The following is a 14,674-nucleotide window of genomic DNA, read 5'->3' as shown; positions in this document are numbered from 1 at the left end:
GAAACGACCACCCGGGTTCCGCGGACGCACAGGCCGGAGCGACCTTCACCGCCCACACTCCGAAATACCCTGTGGCCGTGAGGCCTGTTTCGCGGTGAAGGCAGCTTCGCTTTATCGCGGGATCGGCTCGTGGACCGGTCTGCTCCTGACAGGCTCCCTGACCCGCGGCCGGTGCGCTGTGGCGCGCGATAAGGAGCACGCGCAGCAGTTGGTCATGTCATTGATCGACTCGAATGGAGGGGTGCAGCATGGTCCAGGAGGAATTCCTAGCCGAACAGCCCTCCGAGTACACCGCCGCTCTGCCCGGCTTCCTGTCCCCCGCCGGTACCGCCGAGGAACCCGCCCGGCGGCAGTTCCGACGGCTGGACGATGACAAACCCCTGCCCGGCGAACGACAGGGTTATCCCCTCACCGGTACTGCGACCGAGGAACAGGCGGCCGAAGCCCATGGAGTCGTTGCGTTTGATCCCGGTCCGCAGGCTCGACGACCAGGCGATCGCGGCCTGCGGGTCGGCATAGGTGGGTTGGTCCACGTTCAATACCACCGGGGTGCCGTGACTGGTGATGGCGATCCGGCCACGACCGGTGAACACGCAGTTGAACAGGCCGGCATTGCTCGCGAGGCCGGCCGCGCCCTGCACCATGCGGACATCGTAGGAGAGGGTGGGGTCGAAGGCGAGCACGTTCGAGCCGTTGATGGTGAGGCCGTCGGTACCGTCCAGGTCGATGAGGTGCACTTCGGAGGCACCATTGGCGAGGAAGAGATCACCGCGTCCGGATACCTTCATCAGCGGAACGCCCTCACCGGTGAGGCGCTCCTGGATGGCCCGGCGGATACCACCCGAACCGAGCGCCTGAAAATGCAGATCACCCTGGTAGGCCACCATGGACCCGGCGCGGGCCAGCACCTCTCCGTTGACACCGACCTTGACCATCTTGCCGCCCTGTTTCTGGATACCGAGGCCGCTCACTTCGGCGTGGCTCGGATCGAACAGTTCGCTGTGCATCGGCAGCGCTCCTTGCTGAGGTGATGGGGCGGGGGTCGGGGGGTGGGCGGGCGTCGGGTAGCCCGGATGCCCGGCTTGCGGATAGGGGCTGCCGTACGTTGCCGGATAGCCGGCGGGTGGCGGATATCCGCCCGGTCCGGGTTGTGCCGGTGCGGGCGGCCGACCGGGGGCGGGGGAATACCCGGGTGCCGGCGGATAACCGGGCGGGGGCGGGTATCCGCCGGCCGTCGGGGGCGGATAGGCGGACGGGGGCGAATACGCGCCGCCGGTGGAGGGTCCCGGGACCGGTGGTGAATACTGTTCGGGCCCCGGCGGACTCGTCGGCCTGGCCACCACGGTCGGATCGGGAACGGCCCGCCGCGCGGGGGTGGCCGGCGCCGGCTCGTCATCGATGTTCACCCCGTACGCGGTCGCGATTCCGGCCAGCCCGTTGTCGTAGCCCTGGCCGACGGCCCGCACCTTCCAGCCTCCGCCGCGGCGGTAGATCTCCACACACACCACACCGACCTCGGTGGTCAGCCCCGAGACCGGGAAGGTGAGGGTGCCCGACTCACCGGCGATCGTCGCGACCAACGATCCCACCGCACCGAAGGTGGCGGGTCCGCGGCCGTCGAGGCTGGCGGTGATCACCACCTTGTGGATATCGCCGGGCAGAGCGGGTGTCTGCACATCGACCATATCCCCGCCGCCCTGACCGTGCCGGTAGGTGACACCGGGGCCCACCGGCTGATTGAAGAAGACGAAATCGGCGTCGGAGCGGACCCTGTCGTCGGCCGCCAGCAGCAGGGCCGACACATCGACCGACGCCGAACAGGTAACGGTGACCGTCATCCGCGGACCGGGAGCGGGACGGTTCTCTCCGCGCGAGAGAGTGCTCATCGCGCACCGCCACGACGAACAGCGGCCCGGGCGGCGACCGTCCGGGCGAATGACATGTGATCCACGGCATCGAGTTTGCCGTGAACCGTTGTCGACGCGCCAGCGGGGCCGGAAATCCCGCACTGTAACGCCCGGACCGTTAATCCTGAGAGAACTCATAGGAACGCCACAGCCTATGGCCAGGCGCGAAGGCCACCCTGGGAACAGGTTCACAGCTCGCGATCGGGAGGTGCACGATGGTTGAAGTCGAAGTCACGGGTAGCACTGTCACGGTTCACGTCCGGGGTGCGCACCGGCTCTTGGCGCTGCGTGACCACCTGACCTTCGATATCTCGAATATCACCGCGGTCGCCCCTGCCGAGATCGACCGGCGCCCGCCCTGGGTGCGCGCTCCCGGGACCTTCTTCCCCGGCGTGATCGCCGCCGGGACCTTCCGCGGTAAGGGACGAAAAGAGTTCTGGGATACCTTCTTCGACGGCAAGGGCATCCGTATCGAACTCACCGGAACCGACTACACCCGCCTCGTCGTCGACGTCGACGACCTCGAGGGCACCATGCGCACCCTGCGCCGCGCCGCGGCGGCGTGAGCCCGGTCACCTCATGACGGGCGTCAACGTCACTACCGGGATCACCCGTGCGGTGACCCGGGCGTAATCGGCGAACTGCGGCGTGATCTCTCATGGCCGATAGAGGCGGTCGCGTTTCGGGACGGGGGCGATCTACCTCGGCGAGTGCCTCACATCTCGTCGTCCCGATCTCGACGGTGACGCCGGGATGAGCGCACAGATTGTGGTACCGGTCCGGGTCAGTGGGCGCGCTCGCCTTGGACGCCACCACGGCGAAGCGGTCGCCGCCACGGCCGTAGACACCGGTTCGTATGCAGCCGACCGGGTCTTCGTACCGCGCGCGGTGAGGAGCAACTCGTATCCGGTGAACGGTCCGCCGACGCGACCGTGACCGGTCCGGAATTCTTCGATGATGTCGTTATCCATGCGGCCACGACGATCATACTTCGATCATACTTCCCGGCGACGGATCAGCCGTGGACAGCGATCGGATTCGGCTTGCCGAGCCGCTGGTTGACCCGGAAGGCGCCTCGGCTCCCGTGGAAGACCGTCATCAGCAGCGCGCCGGCGCCCGCCGCCGCGAATCCCGCCCACGGGTGTGCGGGCAGGGTCGCCCAATAGCCGAGCAGGACGGCCTGCATGAGCCCGAGCGCTCCGGCCACGGCATCGGGGAGCGGCCCGTTGCCCATCACATTCGGAAATTCCTCGCCCACCACGCCCTTGACGAAATGCGGGATCGCGTTCGTTCCCAGTACACCCGCCGCGAAGGCGAGCAGTGCCGTCTGCACCATATCGATCAACTCCTCCATTCGGCCAACGCTTGTAGACCGAAACTAGTCGAAGTGACTCATTCGGTCAACACTCGTTGTCCGAAATTGGAGGCGCAGAGACCCGTTTAGGCTGAGTAGGTGTCCGAGCCGTCGACGACCCGCGCCGAACAACGCCGCAAGACCCAGGAGCGCATCCTCCGCGCGGCCACCCGCCTCTTCGCCGAATCCGGCTACGAGCGCACCACCATCCGCGCCGTGGCCACCGCCGCGGATACCGATCCCAGCCTGGTCATCCGCTATTTCGGCTCCAAGGAGCAGCTGTTCGCCCGCGTCGCGGTACCGGAACCGGACGCCCCGGTGAGCGGTTCCCCTGAACAGGCGGCCGAACAGCTGCTGGTCGCTCTGGCCGACAAGCTCGCCGCCCCCGACGCCGCCACGCTCGCCGCCATCCGCACCATGCTCACCCACACCGACGCCGCCGACAGTGTGCGCGCCGCCATGTCGGAACGGCAGCACCAGGCCGCCCGGCACCTCACCGACGCGGATGCCGACCTCCGCGCCGGACTGATCGGCGCGCTCACCATCGGCGTGGTGATCGCCCGCCACCTGCTTCGGCTCGACTCGCTGAGCGACGCCCCACCCGACCGGATCATCGACCTGCTCCGCCCGGCCGTCCACCGGATCGCGCACGACGGCCCGCCGCCGGCCTCCTGACTCCGGCGACCGGCGACAACCGGTGTCGTGTTCGCCTCCGCCCGGTGAACGGTGGGTATGGTTCCAGGCGGCGTCACCACCGGCACGACATGCTCGATCGGCTTCACGGCAGTACCGGATCGCGGGATGCACCGCGTTCGCACGGACCTGCTCTTCCGGCTCCACTTCCACGGCCCGCGGAAAAGATATGACCGAGTTCAACGGGAAAGTCGCCACCGACGCTCCCGGCTCCGTGTACACCTCCTCCAAACACGCCGTCCTCGGAATGACAAAGGCGGCGGCCGTCGAATACGGTCCGCTCGGGCTACGGATCAACGCGGTACAACCGGGTGTCATCGCCACCCACTCACCGAGATGCCGGCCGACGCCCGCGAATACCTCGAAAGCAAACACGCGACGAGACGATTCGACCGGCCCGCGGAGGTCGCCGGGGTCGTAGCGTTTCTGCTCTCCGACGACACCTCGTTCGTCATCGGCGCCGGCTACCTTGTGGACGGCGGCTACACCGCGCTCCGAGCCGCCCGCGGACGACTCGGACCACGACGGCAGGCCGCTCCGGCGGTGAAACTTCTCCCGAACACAGACAGTCCCCGGTAGTCGACGTCGAATTCCGAACCTCGGTCGTCACCGACGGTCCCGTTTTCGACTGACTTGCCGGGGGCCTGGCCGGATCCTGAATCCTGTCACCACGGTCGGTGGACGTCTCCACCGGTCGGGCAGCATTCTTCGGTGTTTCCGGTGTGTATACAAGTTTCCTCCGTATCCGGGCTCAGTCAAGACCTGTGGACCGATGAATTCGGCGAGTACGCAGAAAGTTCTCGTGCTCGCGATCCTCACGGTGGAAGCGCAGGGTGCAGGCGGTCAGATGTGTTATTCCGGCGACGAGGTCCGGGGCGGATACGGGTTCGGCGATGATGGGATCGCCGGTCCTGACGCGGTAGCGGCCGTCGGTATAGTCCATCCACCAGAACCCGCGGCCGAAGGATGGACGGGCATCGACAGCCGGCCCGGGATGGACACGAATCTCGCCCATGGACCGGCGGGGGCGTTTGAAGATCCGGTTCAACCGCGGCACATGATATCGCCGGTCGGCGGCGATATCCGCACGACAGACTCGCACCGACTCGTGAGTCCCCGCCGCGACATCCGGCAGCACGGCCACCGCCCGGGTAGGCACCTCCTCGGGCATGCAGGCCGAGACGAGCACGTCACCACCCGTACGCGAATCCGGACCCGGCAGTTGGACGAGAACCGCGGCACGACCGTGGCCGATCGCGCCGTGGAAACGACAGATGTCGGAGATTTCGGCACCGTCCGTATCCGCGCCGCTGTAGCCGACGATTTCCACTCGTACCTCGGGTTCGCGCAGGGTATCGAGCACGCCGATCAGATCGGGCGAGTAGGACTTCGCCGGCAGCCCCTCCACCGCTGCTTCCCGCTGCCGACGCAGATCGTCGAAGTCCATGGCGCACGGGCGGAAACGCACGGGATACGGCAGGCGGTCGTGGCCGAACGCCGACCACAGGATTTCGAACTCGAGCCCGGTGAAACGCCAAGTGGGCATCGGATCACTCCTTCGCCCACACGGGCTGCACGGTCACCGCGCCGGAGTTGGAGCCGATGAGTTCCGCGCCGTTCTCCTCGGTGACCAGATACTCCTTGACCACCGACCGGCTCTCCCTCTCCTCATCCGTACCGCGGGCCGTCGTCGGGACAGCGCTCCATGGCAGTCCCACCACTGCGGCTCGGGACGGCGGTGTCCCGGCGGCCCCGGCGGGGGACACCCCGGCGGTTCCGGCACTTCGCGGCGGCGTATCCGCGATCCCGCGGCCGGGCTGCGGTGAAACCGACGCGATCGGGGACCCCGGGTTCCTACGGCCGGGGATCCCGGGAGCGGACGAGGCCGCGGAATCGGTCGCACCGCCGGCACGACCGGAGGCGTTCGGACCGCTCGGCATGTCCGAGTCGTCCCGGATGCCGGGAAGGTCCGGTGCGACGAAAGGAGGTGGCGGACTCGAGCGCGCGAGTGAACCAGCGCTGTCGGCGAGGGAGTGGGCGGGCACGGTCGACGAACCGCCGGGCGGAAACCCAGCCGCCGGCTTGCCGCCCTCGACGGGTGAAGGAGCATCCACTGCCTCGGGTGCCGTGGTGTCTGTTGCCGCACCGGATGTCTCGTCATCCACGCCCCGATCCTGCCCGAGATCATCGCCCTTCTCCGGGTCGCTCCGTTCCGGCCGGCCGGGCTCGTATCCACTCTCTCGACCGTCCTGCCCATGGCCGCTCTCGCCCGGTCGGCCCTGTTCTCGGCCGCCCGGCCACGGCCCCTCATCCCCTGACCGCGGCCATCCGCCGTCGGGCCACGATCCTTCGCCGTTCGGCCGACGCGCTACGGACTGCCCGCCCGTATCGCTGCCGTCCGATCCGGGCGGCGCCTCGAAGGATGCCTGGTCGACCACCATGGGCGGGCCGGGCAGAACCGGAACACCGAGATCGGCTCGATGGGCAGCCGGGGCATAGACGGTGCGCAGAATTCTGCGCGCCTCGTCCTCCGCCTCCTCGAGGAGGTAATCGCCCTCCTTCAGGATTCCTTCGGTCGGAAGGGCACTGTCGCGCGGGTCGGGACGGGCGCAGAGCGCGGGCACCAGGGCACGGGTCAGACCCAGTCCGGTTGCCATGTCCTCCAGTCCGAGCGCTATCAGGTGCGCGGCCAGTGCCAGCTCCGCGACGGCCTCGGTACAGCGCCGTATACCATCGACAGCGGCCTGCGCTGCCGAGCCGGTCCAACCCGCGCGCCCCGCCATGCCTTCCACCGGTTCTCGGAATCTCTCGTCGAACGCGTGCGCACCCTCCAGCAGTTCGGTTCCGATATCACGCCATACCCGACCGGCGGCGTGGAGGGCGGCCGGATCCATCTGCTCGACAGCGGCAACCAATTGCTCCAGAGTCAGGGTGTCGTAGTCGTCCGGGCCGGGAATACTCGGTGATTCCATTTCTCCCCGGAAGTTCGAGCCGACCGGTGTCCTGTCCGCGAAGGCTGCGAACCGTTCCTCGTCCCATCGCCGCTGGGCATCGACGATTCGCTGCCGGTAACCCGCACGGCCGATCATCACCGGACCACGCCCATGATCCGCCGCTCGGTCGACCGGTCGGCTTCCGATGTATCCGCCAGCGAGGCCGCGACCGTACGGGCGACCAGGCGTATCGTTTCGATGTGCTCTCGGAGAACCGCATCGATCGACCCCGGTGTACCGGCTCCCTTGAGCGAGAACTTCTCTTGTAATGCCCGACCGGAAGGAAACGGGCCGAATCCGTCGACAACGGCGATGCGCTCCACCATGTCGTGGATGGATTCCAGATGGGCGAGGAAGTCATCGCACGCTCGCGCCAACTCTGTCCCGACCTCCGGATCGAGTATCAATTCCCTCGTTTCGGCCCGCTCCGACAACCGATACCGGTCCCGCGAGTTCGCCCCCGCCATATCCGTTCCTCCCCTGGTCCGCTCGTTTCCGCGACCCTATCGCCCACCAGGAGCCCCGGACAATGCCACCGAAGCCGTGCTGTGGACAAGCAAAATTTCACAATTCGCCCACGGGCCACTGGTCCGTGACACCGATATCGGCCGTCGACGACGGCGAATGCCGGCACCGACAACTGCGGCGGATTATTCCTCCGGAACGTTCGCGGCAGGTTTCGGCCGGCGGGTGAGCCACCCCGTCACCGGCTCGACAATCCGTGCTGCGATGGGCCCGAGAATCGCCATCAACAGCACGTAGGTGGTCGCCAACGCGGCGAACTCGCCCGGCACGGCCGCCGCCGCCACGGCCAGACCCGCGATGACGATGGAGAACTCACCACGAGCCACCAGCGCCGTCCCGGCGCGGGCCCGCCCCAGCGGCCCGGCGCCGGCGCGGCCCGCCGCCCACCAGCCGGTGGCCACCTTGGTCACCGTGGTCACCACGGCCAGCAGCACCACCCATCCCAGCACCGGCGGAATACTGCGCGGATCGGTGGAGAGCCCGAACAGGACGAAGAACAGGGCGGCGAACAGATCTCGCAGCGGTTCCAGGATCTTGAGAGCATTGTGTGCGGTGGAATCGGAGATCGCGATACCCAGCAGGAATGCGCCGACCGCCGCGGAGACCTGGAGCGCGGAGGCGAAACCGGCCACCAGCAGTGCCGAGCCCAAGAGCTTGAGCAGGAAGATCTCCCGGTCCTCACTGGCCACGAGCGCGGAGACATATCTGCCGTAGCGCAGGGCCACGATCAGCACGACGGTGACCGCGAGCAGCGCGATGCCCAGCGTTTTCAGACCGGAGAGGAACCCGAGCCCGGCCAGGACCGCGGTGAGCACCGGCAGGTAGGCGGCCATGGCCAGATCCTCGAACACCAGGATCGACAGAATCACCGGGGTCTCCCGGTTACCGAGCCGGCCCAGATCGTTGAGCACCTTGGCGACGATGCCCGACGAGGAGATGTAGGTGACACCGGCCATGGCCAGTGCGCCGGTGGGGCCGAGCCCGAGCAACAGTGCCACGATCACCCCGGGTGTCGCATTGAGCACGAGGTCGAGCAGACCTGCGGGCCATGATCGCCGCATTCCGGTGAACAGTTCGGCGGCGGAGTACTCCAACCCCAGCAACAGCAGCAGGAGGATGACACCGATTTCACTGGCGATATGGATGAATTCATCGGCTTCGTGCAGTTCGACGAACCCGCCCTTGCCGAACACCAGGCCGCCGACGAGGTAGAGCGGAATGGGCGACATACCGATGCGGGCGGCGATCCGACCGAGCACACCGAGCCCGAAGAACACCGCACCCAGCTGGATCATTGCCAGCGTGGTTGAACTCATCCGCCGATCAGCCCTCGGTCAGGATCTCGGCGGCGGCGTCCAGCCCCGCACTGGTTCCGACCACGACGAGCATATCGCCGGCGGTGAGGGGGAATTCCGGCCCCGGTGCCGCATGGACCTGCCCGGCCCGCATCACGGCCACGATAGAAGCCTTGGTGCGAGTCCGCATCCGGGTGTCGCCGAGGGTCCGACCGTCGTAGGGGGAGCCGTCGGCAATGGGCAGCTGGCGGGTATTGACACCCTCCATGTCCTGGTGTTCGGCCCGTAGCTGCGCGACCAGTTGCGGCGCGCCGAGCAGATTGGCCAACGCCCCGGCCTCGGCCTCGGTCAACGGGATCTGCGTGGTGGTGTCCGGGTCACCGACCTTGGTGAAGATCAGATCGATGGTGCCGTCCTTGTGGTCCACGACCCCTATCCGTCTCCGGACACCGGAGAGCGGAAAATCCTTACGAACACCTATTCCCGGGAGGGGGGTCACATCCACGTTCACACCATCCACCCTATCCGGAACCATCGGGCCCGTTTACAAGCACGCTGAACAGCGCAATCACGCCTCCGGCCGGTGGACTCCCACCGACGGGAACAGGGTGTGGCGCGCGAATATCGTCCCCGTTTACGCTGCCGGGCAGGACTCGGCGGCAAACAGCGGTCCGAGTCAGGAGCGAAGCGGCGAGGCGGACACCATGGGACAACACACTGATGCCGCCCGTCCTACCGATGTAGGCGTCCGGTCCCGCGCCCTTCCGGCTCCATTGGACACACGCCCACCGCAGTGCGCGATGGAGAGTGCGCTATGTCTCCTCTCGTGGTGAATCTCGGCGAAAAGGTCGAGAACAAAAGCGCCCCGATCCTGGAATCCTATGTTCAGCAGGTGGAAGGGGTGCTCGGCCGGTGGGTGGAGAGGCTCGGCAATGGCAAGGCAAATCCGGTCGAGCCCACCATGCTGTCGGCTCTCGCCGACGACCCCGCGATATCGCCCATTTCCCACGAGCCACATCCGGGCCTGAGGAGCGAGTCGGAAACATTGACCGCACACCAGGCACTGGCCTCCCGGTTCCAGCAATACCAGGGAGAATTGAACGCCTCGGACGGCAAGGTCGGCACTATAGCTTCAAAGGCCGCCTTGGCCAGCAACTCCGCCTTCAGGGCAACCGAAACCTTCCTCGCCGAGGCCGGCGATATTTTGGACGGATTTCCGTCGATGAGCGGGCTCAAGGCCAACGTCAAGGCGAAGAAGCAGTTCGAAGCCATCACCGCCATCGATGAAAAGCTCGGCACGGCAGAAAAGGCAGTGTCGGAGGCGTACAACCAGTTGCACGACCCCATCGATATGCCCGAACCGTCCGCACCTCCGTCCATCAACGGCGGCAGCCTTCCATCCACCAACAGCGACAGTCCTCTGTACCTCAACAGCGACAGTCCTCTGTCCACCGACAGCAGCAGTCCTCTGTCCATCAACGACGGCAGTCCTCTGTCCACCGACAGCGGCAGTCTTCCGCCCGTCAACAGCGGCAGTCTTCCGCCCGTCAACAGCGGCAGTCCTCCGCCCGTCAACAGCGGCAGTAAAGGCGGTAGCGTGCCGTTTATACCGCCCCTTATGCCGATGTCACATTCGCCGTCGAGGCGTTCCTCCCATTCCAGAGGCCACGGCGTGCAGTACACGACCGCCGTGGGACACGCCGACCCTCTCGGCGGAGGAGAGAAGGCCGCGGCCGAGAAGATCTACGAGCGCCTGCGACAGCATGGGCTGACCCACGAACAGGCCGTGGGCATCCTCGGCAACCTTCAGGTCGAGGCACCGGGGTTCGACACGGGCGCCTGGAACGGAAGGGAGAGCTCCTACGGCCTGGCCCAATGGCGGGGTGGACGGTTGGAGGGGCTCTACGAGTTCGCCGCGCAGCATCCGCTCAAGGATCCGAGTAGTTGGGAAGTCCAGGTCGATTACATAGTCCACGAACTGCATACGAGCGAATCGAACGCCTACGCCCATCTGCAAACCGCGCAGACACCCACCGCGGCCGCGACTGCTTTCGACCAGTTCTACGAGCGGAGCTCCGGCGAACACCGCGGCCGACGCATCGCCAATGCGAACCAGTTCTCCCAGACCATGCGTCTGCCCGCTCCGGGAAGCAGCTTCCAATCGGAACGGCCGGCCCCGGACGTCTCTCAGATGGCGTGAACCACGGCCCCTGGTCGGTTCGTCCGATGAGCCCGGCGGGCCCGCCGACCTCGGCTTCCCGATCTGTCAGCGTCCCTGTTCGGCGGCGAGCACCACGTGACGCATGAGCAGTGCCGTGGTCACCGGTCCCACTCCACCGGGAACGGGGCTGAGGCCCGCCGCCTTGCCGCGTACCGATTCGGCGTCGACATCCCCCACTATGCTGCCGTCGGCCGCCTCGTTGGTGCCCACATCGATCACCACCGCTCCGTCGCGTACATGATCGCCGGTGACCAGACCGATCCGGCCCGCGGCGGCGACCACCACATCGGCGGCCGAGGTCACGGCGGGCAGATCGGTGGTGCGGGAATGGCAGATGGTGACCGTGGCGTTCTCGGCCAGCAACAGTTGGGCAAGCGGTTTGCCGACTACATTGGAGCGGCCGACGACCGCGACATGCCTGCCGGACAACAGGATCTCGTGGTGTTTCAGCAGTTCCACCACGGCCTCGGCGGTGGCGGGGGCGAAACCGTCGACGCCGGCGGCGAGCAGGCCGAGTGAGAGCGGGCTCACACCATCGACGTCCTTGTCCGCGGCGATGGCGGAGGAGACGTCGTCGAGGGTGACCCCGGCGGGCAGCGGGGTCTGCAGCATGATGGCGTCGGTCTCGGCGTCCGCGCTGCGGGCGGACAGTTCGCCGCGAATGGTGTCGACACCGACGTCGGCACCCAGGTCCACGGTGTCGCAGTCGATTCCGAGGCGTGCCGCCGATTTCCGCAGCGAATTGACGTACCAGACGCTGGCCGGGTCGTCATTGGCGACGACCAGCGCCAGTCGCGGGGCGCGGCCCCAGCGCTGGGTCAGCGCGGCGGCGCGTGCCGTGGTGTCGGTGTTGATGGCGGCGGCGAGGTCCTTACCGGGCAGCGATGCGGTGTCCACGGGGGTCCAGCCTATCGTCGTCCGAATCGCGCCCATGACGGGCCGCCGTGCTTCCCGCCGATGCGGGGCCACCGGGCCTATCGTAGGTAAGCTCCATCTCAGCACACTGCCCGTTCATCTACCGAAACCCCAATCCCTCGTGGAAAGGCGTCATCAGTAGTGAAGATCTCCAGGCATATGCGGCATCTGATGGCGGCCGTCACCACGGCCGTGGCCCTCGCAGCCGGTTTCGCGAGCTCTCCCGCCCAGGCCAGTGGTCCGGACACGGATGCCCTCTACAATTCGGCGCAGCGGCATTTCACCGCCGGTAACGACGCCGCTGGACGCGCGGATCTGCGCGCCCTCATCGATCGCGATCCCGTCGACGCCGAGGCGCTCTCGCTGCAGGCCATCTGGTCGCATTACGCCGGCGACCTGCTCGCCTTCCACAACACCATGGCACGCCTGCGCGCCGTGGACGGCGGCTTGGCGGCGGGCACCGACCGGGTGATCCACGCGGTCGGCGCGGCGGTGGCCACCCTGCCGAATCCGCTGCCCGCGCTGGCGGGGCCGCAAACCGGGATCGTGGTTCTCGGCTTCGGTCTGCTGCCCGACGGTTCGCCGCGGCCGGAACTGGTGAACCGGCTGACCGCGGCATGGATCCAGTCCATCGCCTCACCGTTCTCGCCGATCATCGTCACCGGCGCCAACCCCAGCAATGGGATCACCGAAGCGGAGGCCATGCGCAACTGGCTGGTGGGGCACGGGGTGCCGGCCCAGCGGATCCACATGGAGAACCGAGCCGGGTCGACGGTGCAGAACGCGCTGTTCAGCAGCCGGATCCTGCGCGATCTCGGAGCGACGGGCGCGGTGGTGGTGACATCGCCGAACCATATCCGCCGCGCAGTGGCCGACTTCATCGTCGCGGGCACACACGTGGTGGGCGCGACCACCTCGCTCGAGCAACTGGTCTCCCAGCTGCCGCCCCCGAGCAAGCAGGCGCAGCGGGGAATCTACCTGGACGCCGGTCGCACACTCCAACTCACCACCGCCCGCTGAGCGCGTCGAAGCCCGGAAGAGCCCGGACCGCCGTCTCACCGTCCGGGCTCTTCCGGGGCGGTCCGGCACAAAGATAATTCGGATGCGCCCACCTGTACGGAACCGACACACTGACCTGGTGCATGCGCGTGATACGGCGACGGTGGCCGCCCTGCTGCGGGCGGCCGGCTGTGTATTCGCCGAGGACGAGGCCCGGCTGCTGCTGGCAGCGGCGGGATCGGACGGGGAACTCGACGACCTGGTGGCACGACGGGCCGCCGGGGAGCCGTTGGAGTATCTACTCGGTTGGGTGGAGTTCGGTGGGATCCGGATCGGGCTGCGTCCAGGTGTCTTCGTGCCGCGACAGCGCACGGTGTTCCTCGTCGACGAGGCCGCGGCCCTCGTCCGTGCCCGATCCGCTCGTCCCACGGTGGTCGACCTGTGCTGTGGATCGGGTGCGCTGGGCCTGGCCCTGGTGCACGCGCTCGTCCGACCGGTGGAGTTGATCGCCTCCGATATCGACCCGGTCGCCGTGGCCTGCGCCCGCGACAATCTCACGCCGATCGGCGCACGCGTGCACCGGGGCGATCTCTTCGACGCGCTTCCCGACGAGCTGCGCGGCCGGGTCGATATCCTGGTCGCCAACACCCCGTATGTGCCCACCCATCGGATCGCGCAACTGCCGCCCGAGGCGCGCGACCACGAACCCGTTACCGCGCTCGACGGCGGACCGGACGGCCTGAACGTGTTCCGGCGGGTGGCCGCCGGGGCGGGCACCTGGTTGAGCCCCGGCGGCCATCTGCTGATCGAGATCGGCGTGGACCAGGCCGCCGCGGCCGCCGCGATCCTCACCGAGCACGGCCTGGTCCCCCGTATCGCGCACTCCCCCGAACGCGACGCCACCGTCGCCATTGGCCGGTTCGATGGCCGGGGCGCTACTTCCGCCCGGTGAACTCGTCCATCGAGTGGTACACGCCCACCGTGTCGAGGAAGAAGTCGCGGATCCGGATGGGCAGGAATCCCGACAGCACCTCGTTGAGACGGGAGGTCCACGGCAGGATCACCACCGGAGTGCCTTTTTTCATCGCCTTCCATGAGGTCTCGACGACCTTGTACCGGTCCAGGATCGGGGTGAGCCAGAAACCCTTGGCGCCCTCGAACATTCCGGTATTGATGTAGGTGGGGCAGACGGTGGTGACGCGGACATGCCGGTGTCCGGCCTGTCGGAGTTCGATCCGCACCGAGTCCGACCAGCCCAGCGCCGCCCATTTCGAGGCGGCGTAGACGCTCATCCGGGGATTGTGCACCAGGGCCGCCGACGAGGCGATGGTGAGGATTCGCGCCTCGGATCCGTTCGCGACCATGGCGGGCAGGAATTCGAGAGTGGTATACATCGGTGCCAGGGAATTGATCGCCATGGTCTTCTCGATATCGGAGCGATCGGCGGTATCCCAGAAATATGTGTTGCCGCGCACGATTCCGGCATTGTTGACCAGGACATCGATATCGCCGACCTCGCCGCGCACCGTTTCCGCGGCCGCGCGGATGGCCTCGGCGTCGGAGACGTCCACGATGTGCCGGTGGATCTGTACGCCCTTGCCCGACAGTTCGGCGGCGGTGTCCCTCAACGCGGTTTCGTTGATGTCCCAGAGCACGACCGCGGCAGCGCCCTCACGCACGGCCCGCTCGGCGAACAACTTGCCCAGGCCCATCGCGGCCCCGGTGACAAGCACCTCCTTGCCGGCGACGGTAGCGAGTTTCATGGGTTCATA

Annotated in this window: 17 protein-coding genes and 1 pseudogene; 7 read left to right on the top strand and 11 right to left on the bottom strand. The window is 67.4% G+C overall.

The window, feature by feature from the left end; genetic code table 11:
• Window positions 1-266 precede the first annotated feature (266 nt).
• Window positions 267-1,886, bottom strand: coding sequence for an AIM24 family protein (locus tag ON20_RS11090; RefSeq protein ID WP_040835060.1), 1,620 nt, complete (start codon window positions 1,884-1,886; stop codon window positions 267-269).
• A gap of 236 nt (window positions 1,887-2,122) precedes the next feature.
• On the opposite strand from ON20_RS11090, the gene ON20_RS11085 reads away from it, so the two are divergent.
• Window positions 2,123-2,473: a hypothetical protein gene (locus tag ON20_RS11085; protein ID WP_040835059.1), complete on the top strand. Its 351-nt coding sequence runs from the start codon at window positions 2,123-2,125 to the stop codon at window positions 2,471-2,473.
• Here ON20_RS11085 and ON20_RS40510 read toward each other — a convergent pair.
• Complete coding sequence (locus ON20_RS40510) at window positions 2,385-2,765, bottom strand: nitroreductase/quinone reductase family protein (protein WP_438803404.1); 381 nt, start codon at window positions 2,763-2,765, stop codon at window positions 2,385-2,387. The two genes, ON20_RS11085 and ON20_RS40510, sit on opposite strands and share 89 nt — an antisense overlap.
• Before the next feature lie 157 nt (window positions 2,766-2,922).
• Window positions 2,923-3,261 (bottom strand): hypothetical protein, encoded by a 339-nt coding sequence (locus ON20_RS11080; protein ID WP_218002498.1) that lies wholly within the window; start codon window positions 3,259-3,261, stop codon window positions 2,923-2,925.
• A 99-nt stretch (window positions 3,262-3,360) separates the two neighbouring features.
• On the opposite strand from ON20_RS11080, the gene ON20_RS11075 reads away from it, so the two are divergent.
• The 3 genes from ON20_RS11075 to ON20_RS39845 all read left to right on the top strand — a co-directional run bounded on the left by ON20_RS11075 (window position 3,361) and on the right by ON20_RS39845 (window position 4,533).
• Window positions 3,361-3,936, top strand: coding sequence for a TetR/AcrR family transcriptional regulator (locus ON20_RS11075; protein ID WP_040835058.1), 576 nt, complete (start codon window positions 3,361-3,363; stop codon window positions 3,934-3,936).
• A gap of 187 nt (window positions 3,937-4,123) precedes the next feature.
• Complete coding sequence (locus ON20_RS39850) at window positions 4,124-4,375, top strand: SDR family oxidoreductase (protein WP_083864837.1); 252 nt, start codon at window positions 4,124-4,126, stop codon at window positions 4,373-4,375.
• Window positions 4,291-4,533, top strand: a complete 243-nt coding sequence (locus tag ON20_RS39845; RefSeq protein ID WP_051162185.1) for an SDR family oxidoreductase — start codon at window positions 4,291-4,293, stop codon at window positions 4,531-4,533. The genes ON20_RS39850 and ON20_RS39845 overlap by 85 nt, the downstream gene beginning before the upstream one ends.
• Before the next feature lie 172 nt (window positions 4,534-4,705).
• Here ON20_RS39845 and ON20_RS11065 read toward each other — a convergent pair whose 3' ends face one another.
• From ON20_RS11065 to ON20_RS40965, 6 genes and pseudogenes are all read right to left on the bottom strand, one after another.
• On the bottom strand, window positions 4,706-5,500 hold the full coding sequence (locus ON20_RS11065) for an ESX secretion-associated protein EspG (protein WP_040835057.1): 795 nt from the start codon (window positions 5,498-5,500) through the stop codon (window positions 4,706-4,708).
• Between the two features lie 4 nt (window positions 5,501-5,504).
• Entirely contained in the window at window positions 5,505-7,043 is a 1,539-nt protein-coding gene (locus ON20_RS11060) for a hypothetical protein (RefSeq protein WP_040835056.1), read from the bottom strand.
• On the bottom strand, window positions 7,043-7,414 hold the full coding sequence (locus tag ON20_RS11055; RefSeq protein ID WP_040835055.1) for a hypothetical protein: 372 nt from the start codon (window positions 7,412-7,414) through the stop codon (window positions 7,043-7,045). Before ON20_RS11055 ends, ON20_RS11060 begins: the two co-directional genes overlap by 1 nt.
• Before the next feature lie 183 nt (window positions 7,415-7,597).
• Window positions 7,598-8,788, bottom strand: coding sequence for a cation:proton antiporter (locus ON20_RS11050; protein ID WP_040835054.1), 1,191 nt, complete (start codon window positions 8,786-8,788; stop codon window positions 7,598-7,600).
• A 7-nt stretch (window positions 8,789-8,795) separates the two neighbouring features.
• Window positions 8,796-9,278: a cation:proton antiporter regulatory subunit gene (locus tag ON20_RS11045; protein WP_040835126.1), complete on the bottom strand. Its 483-nt coding sequence runs from the start codon at window positions 9,276-9,278 to the stop codon at window positions 8,796-8,798.
• Window positions 9,279-9,899: 621 nt separating this feature from the next.
• Window positions 9,900-10,289, bottom strand: a pseudogene (locus ON20_RS40965) (hypothetical protein); the annotation flags it as partial.
• 96 nt (window positions 10,290-10,385) lie between these two features.
• Here ON20_RS40965 and ON20_RS40960 point away from each other — a divergent pair.
• Complete coding sequence (locus tag ON20_RS40960; RefSeq protein ID WP_438803403.1) at window positions 10,386-10,967, top strand: phage tail tip lysozyme; 582 nt, start codon at window positions 10,386-10,388, stop codon at window positions 10,965-10,967.
• 66 nt (window positions 10,968-11,033) lie between these two features.
• On the opposite strand, the gene ON20_RS11035 is transcribed toward ON20_RS40960, so the two are convergent.
• Entirely contained in the window at window positions 11,034-11,885 is an 852-nt protein-coding gene (locus ON20_RS11035) for a bifunctional 5,10-methylenetetrahydrofolate dehydrogenase/5,10-methenyltetrahydrofolate cyclohydrolase (RefSeq protein WP_040835052.1), read from the bottom strand.
• 177 nt (window positions 11,886-12,062) lie between these two features.
• Here ON20_RS11035 and ON20_RS11030 point away from each other — a divergent pair, with 177 nt between their 5' ends.
• Both ON20_RS11030 and ON20_RS11025 read left to right on the top strand, forming a co-directional pair.
• Window positions 12,063-12,923 carry a YdcF family protein gene (locus ON20_RS11030; protein WP_051162196.1) on the top strand — a complete coding sequence of 287 codons (861 nt, stop codon included), beginning with the start codon at window positions 12,063-12,065 and terminating at the stop codon, window positions 12,921-12,923.
• 82 nt (window positions 12,924-13,005) lie between these two features.
• A complete protein-coding gene (locus ON20_RS11025) occupies window positions 13,006-13,854 on the top strand; it encodes a putative protein N(5)-glutamine methyltransferase (protein ID WP_051162183.1) in 849 nt (282 codons plus the stop codon).
• On the opposite strand, the gene ON20_RS11020 is transcribed toward ON20_RS11025, so the two are convergent.
• On the bottom strand, window positions 13,838-14,665 hold the full coding sequence (locus ON20_RS11020; protein WP_040835050.1) for an SDR family NAD(P)-dependent oxidoreductase: 828 nt from the start codon (window positions 14,663-14,665) through the stop codon (window positions 13,838-13,840). The two genes, ON20_RS11025 and ON20_RS11020, sit on opposite strands and share 17 nt — an antisense overlap.
• Window positions 14,666-14,674 lie beyond the last annotated feature (9 nt).

This window comes from Nocardia brevicatena NBRC 12119, from assembly GCF_000308495.1.
In the GTDB taxonomy this organism is placed as follows: domain Bacteria; phylum Actinomycetota; class Actinomycetes; order Mycobacteriales; family Mycobacteriaceae; genus Nocardia; species Nocardia brevicatena.
The sequence above is the reverse complement of the archived record's forward strand: the minus strand, read 5'-3'. Positions and strand labels throughout refer to the sequence as shown.

Coding starts and splice junctions, on each gene's coding strand:
- ON20_RS11085 (WP_040835059.1), top strand. CDS start 2,123: ATGGTTGAAGTCGAAGTCACGGGTAGCACTGTCACGGTTCACGTCCGG.
- ON20_RS11065 (WP_040835057.1), bottom strand. CDS start 5,500: ATGCCCACTTGGCGTTTCACCGGGCTCGAGTTCGAAATCCTGTGGTCG.
- ON20_RS11055 (WP_040835055.1), bottom strand. CDS start 7,414: ATGGCGGGGGCGAACTCGCGGGACCGGTATCGGTTGTCGGAGCGGGCC.
- ON20_RS11090 (WP_040835060.1), bottom strand. CDS start 1,886: ATGAGCACTCTCTCGCGCGGAGAGAACCGTCCCGCTCCCGGTCCGCGG.
- ON20_RS11020 (WP_040835050.1), bottom strand. CDS start 14,665: ATGAAACTCGCTACCGTCGCCGGCAAGGAGGTGCTTGTCACCGGGGCC.
- ON20_RS11060 (WP_040835056.1), bottom strand. CDS start 7,043: ATGATCGGCCGTGCGGGTTACCGGCAGCGAATCGTCGATGCCCAGCGG.
- ON20_RS39850 (WP_083864837.1), top strand. CDS start 4,124: ATGACCGAGTTCAACGGGAAAGTCGCCACCGACGCTCCCGGCTCCGTG.
- ON20_RS11025 (WP_051162183.1), top strand. CDS start 13,006: ATGCGCCCACCTGTACGGAACCGACACACTGACCTGGTGCATGCGCGT.
- ON20_RS39845 (WP_051162185.1), top strand. CDS start 4,291: ATGCCGGCCGACGCCCGCGAATACCTCGAAAGCAAACACGCGACGAGA.
- ON20_RS40960 (WP_438803403.1), top strand. CDS start 10,386: ATGCCGATGTCACATTCGCCGTCGAGGCGTTCCTCCCATTCCAGAGGC.
- ON20_RS11050 (WP_040835054.1), bottom strand. CDS start 8,788: ATGAGTTCAACCACGCTGGCAATGATCCAGCTGGGTGCGGTGTTCTTC.
- ON20_RS11080 (WP_218002498.1), bottom strand. CDS start 3,261: ATGGAGGAGTTGATCGATATGGTGCAGACGGCACTGCTCGCCTTCGCG.
- ON20_RS11030 (WP_051162196.1), top strand. CDS start 12,063: ATGCGGCATCTGATGGCGGCCGTCACCACGGCCGTGGCCCTCGCAGCC.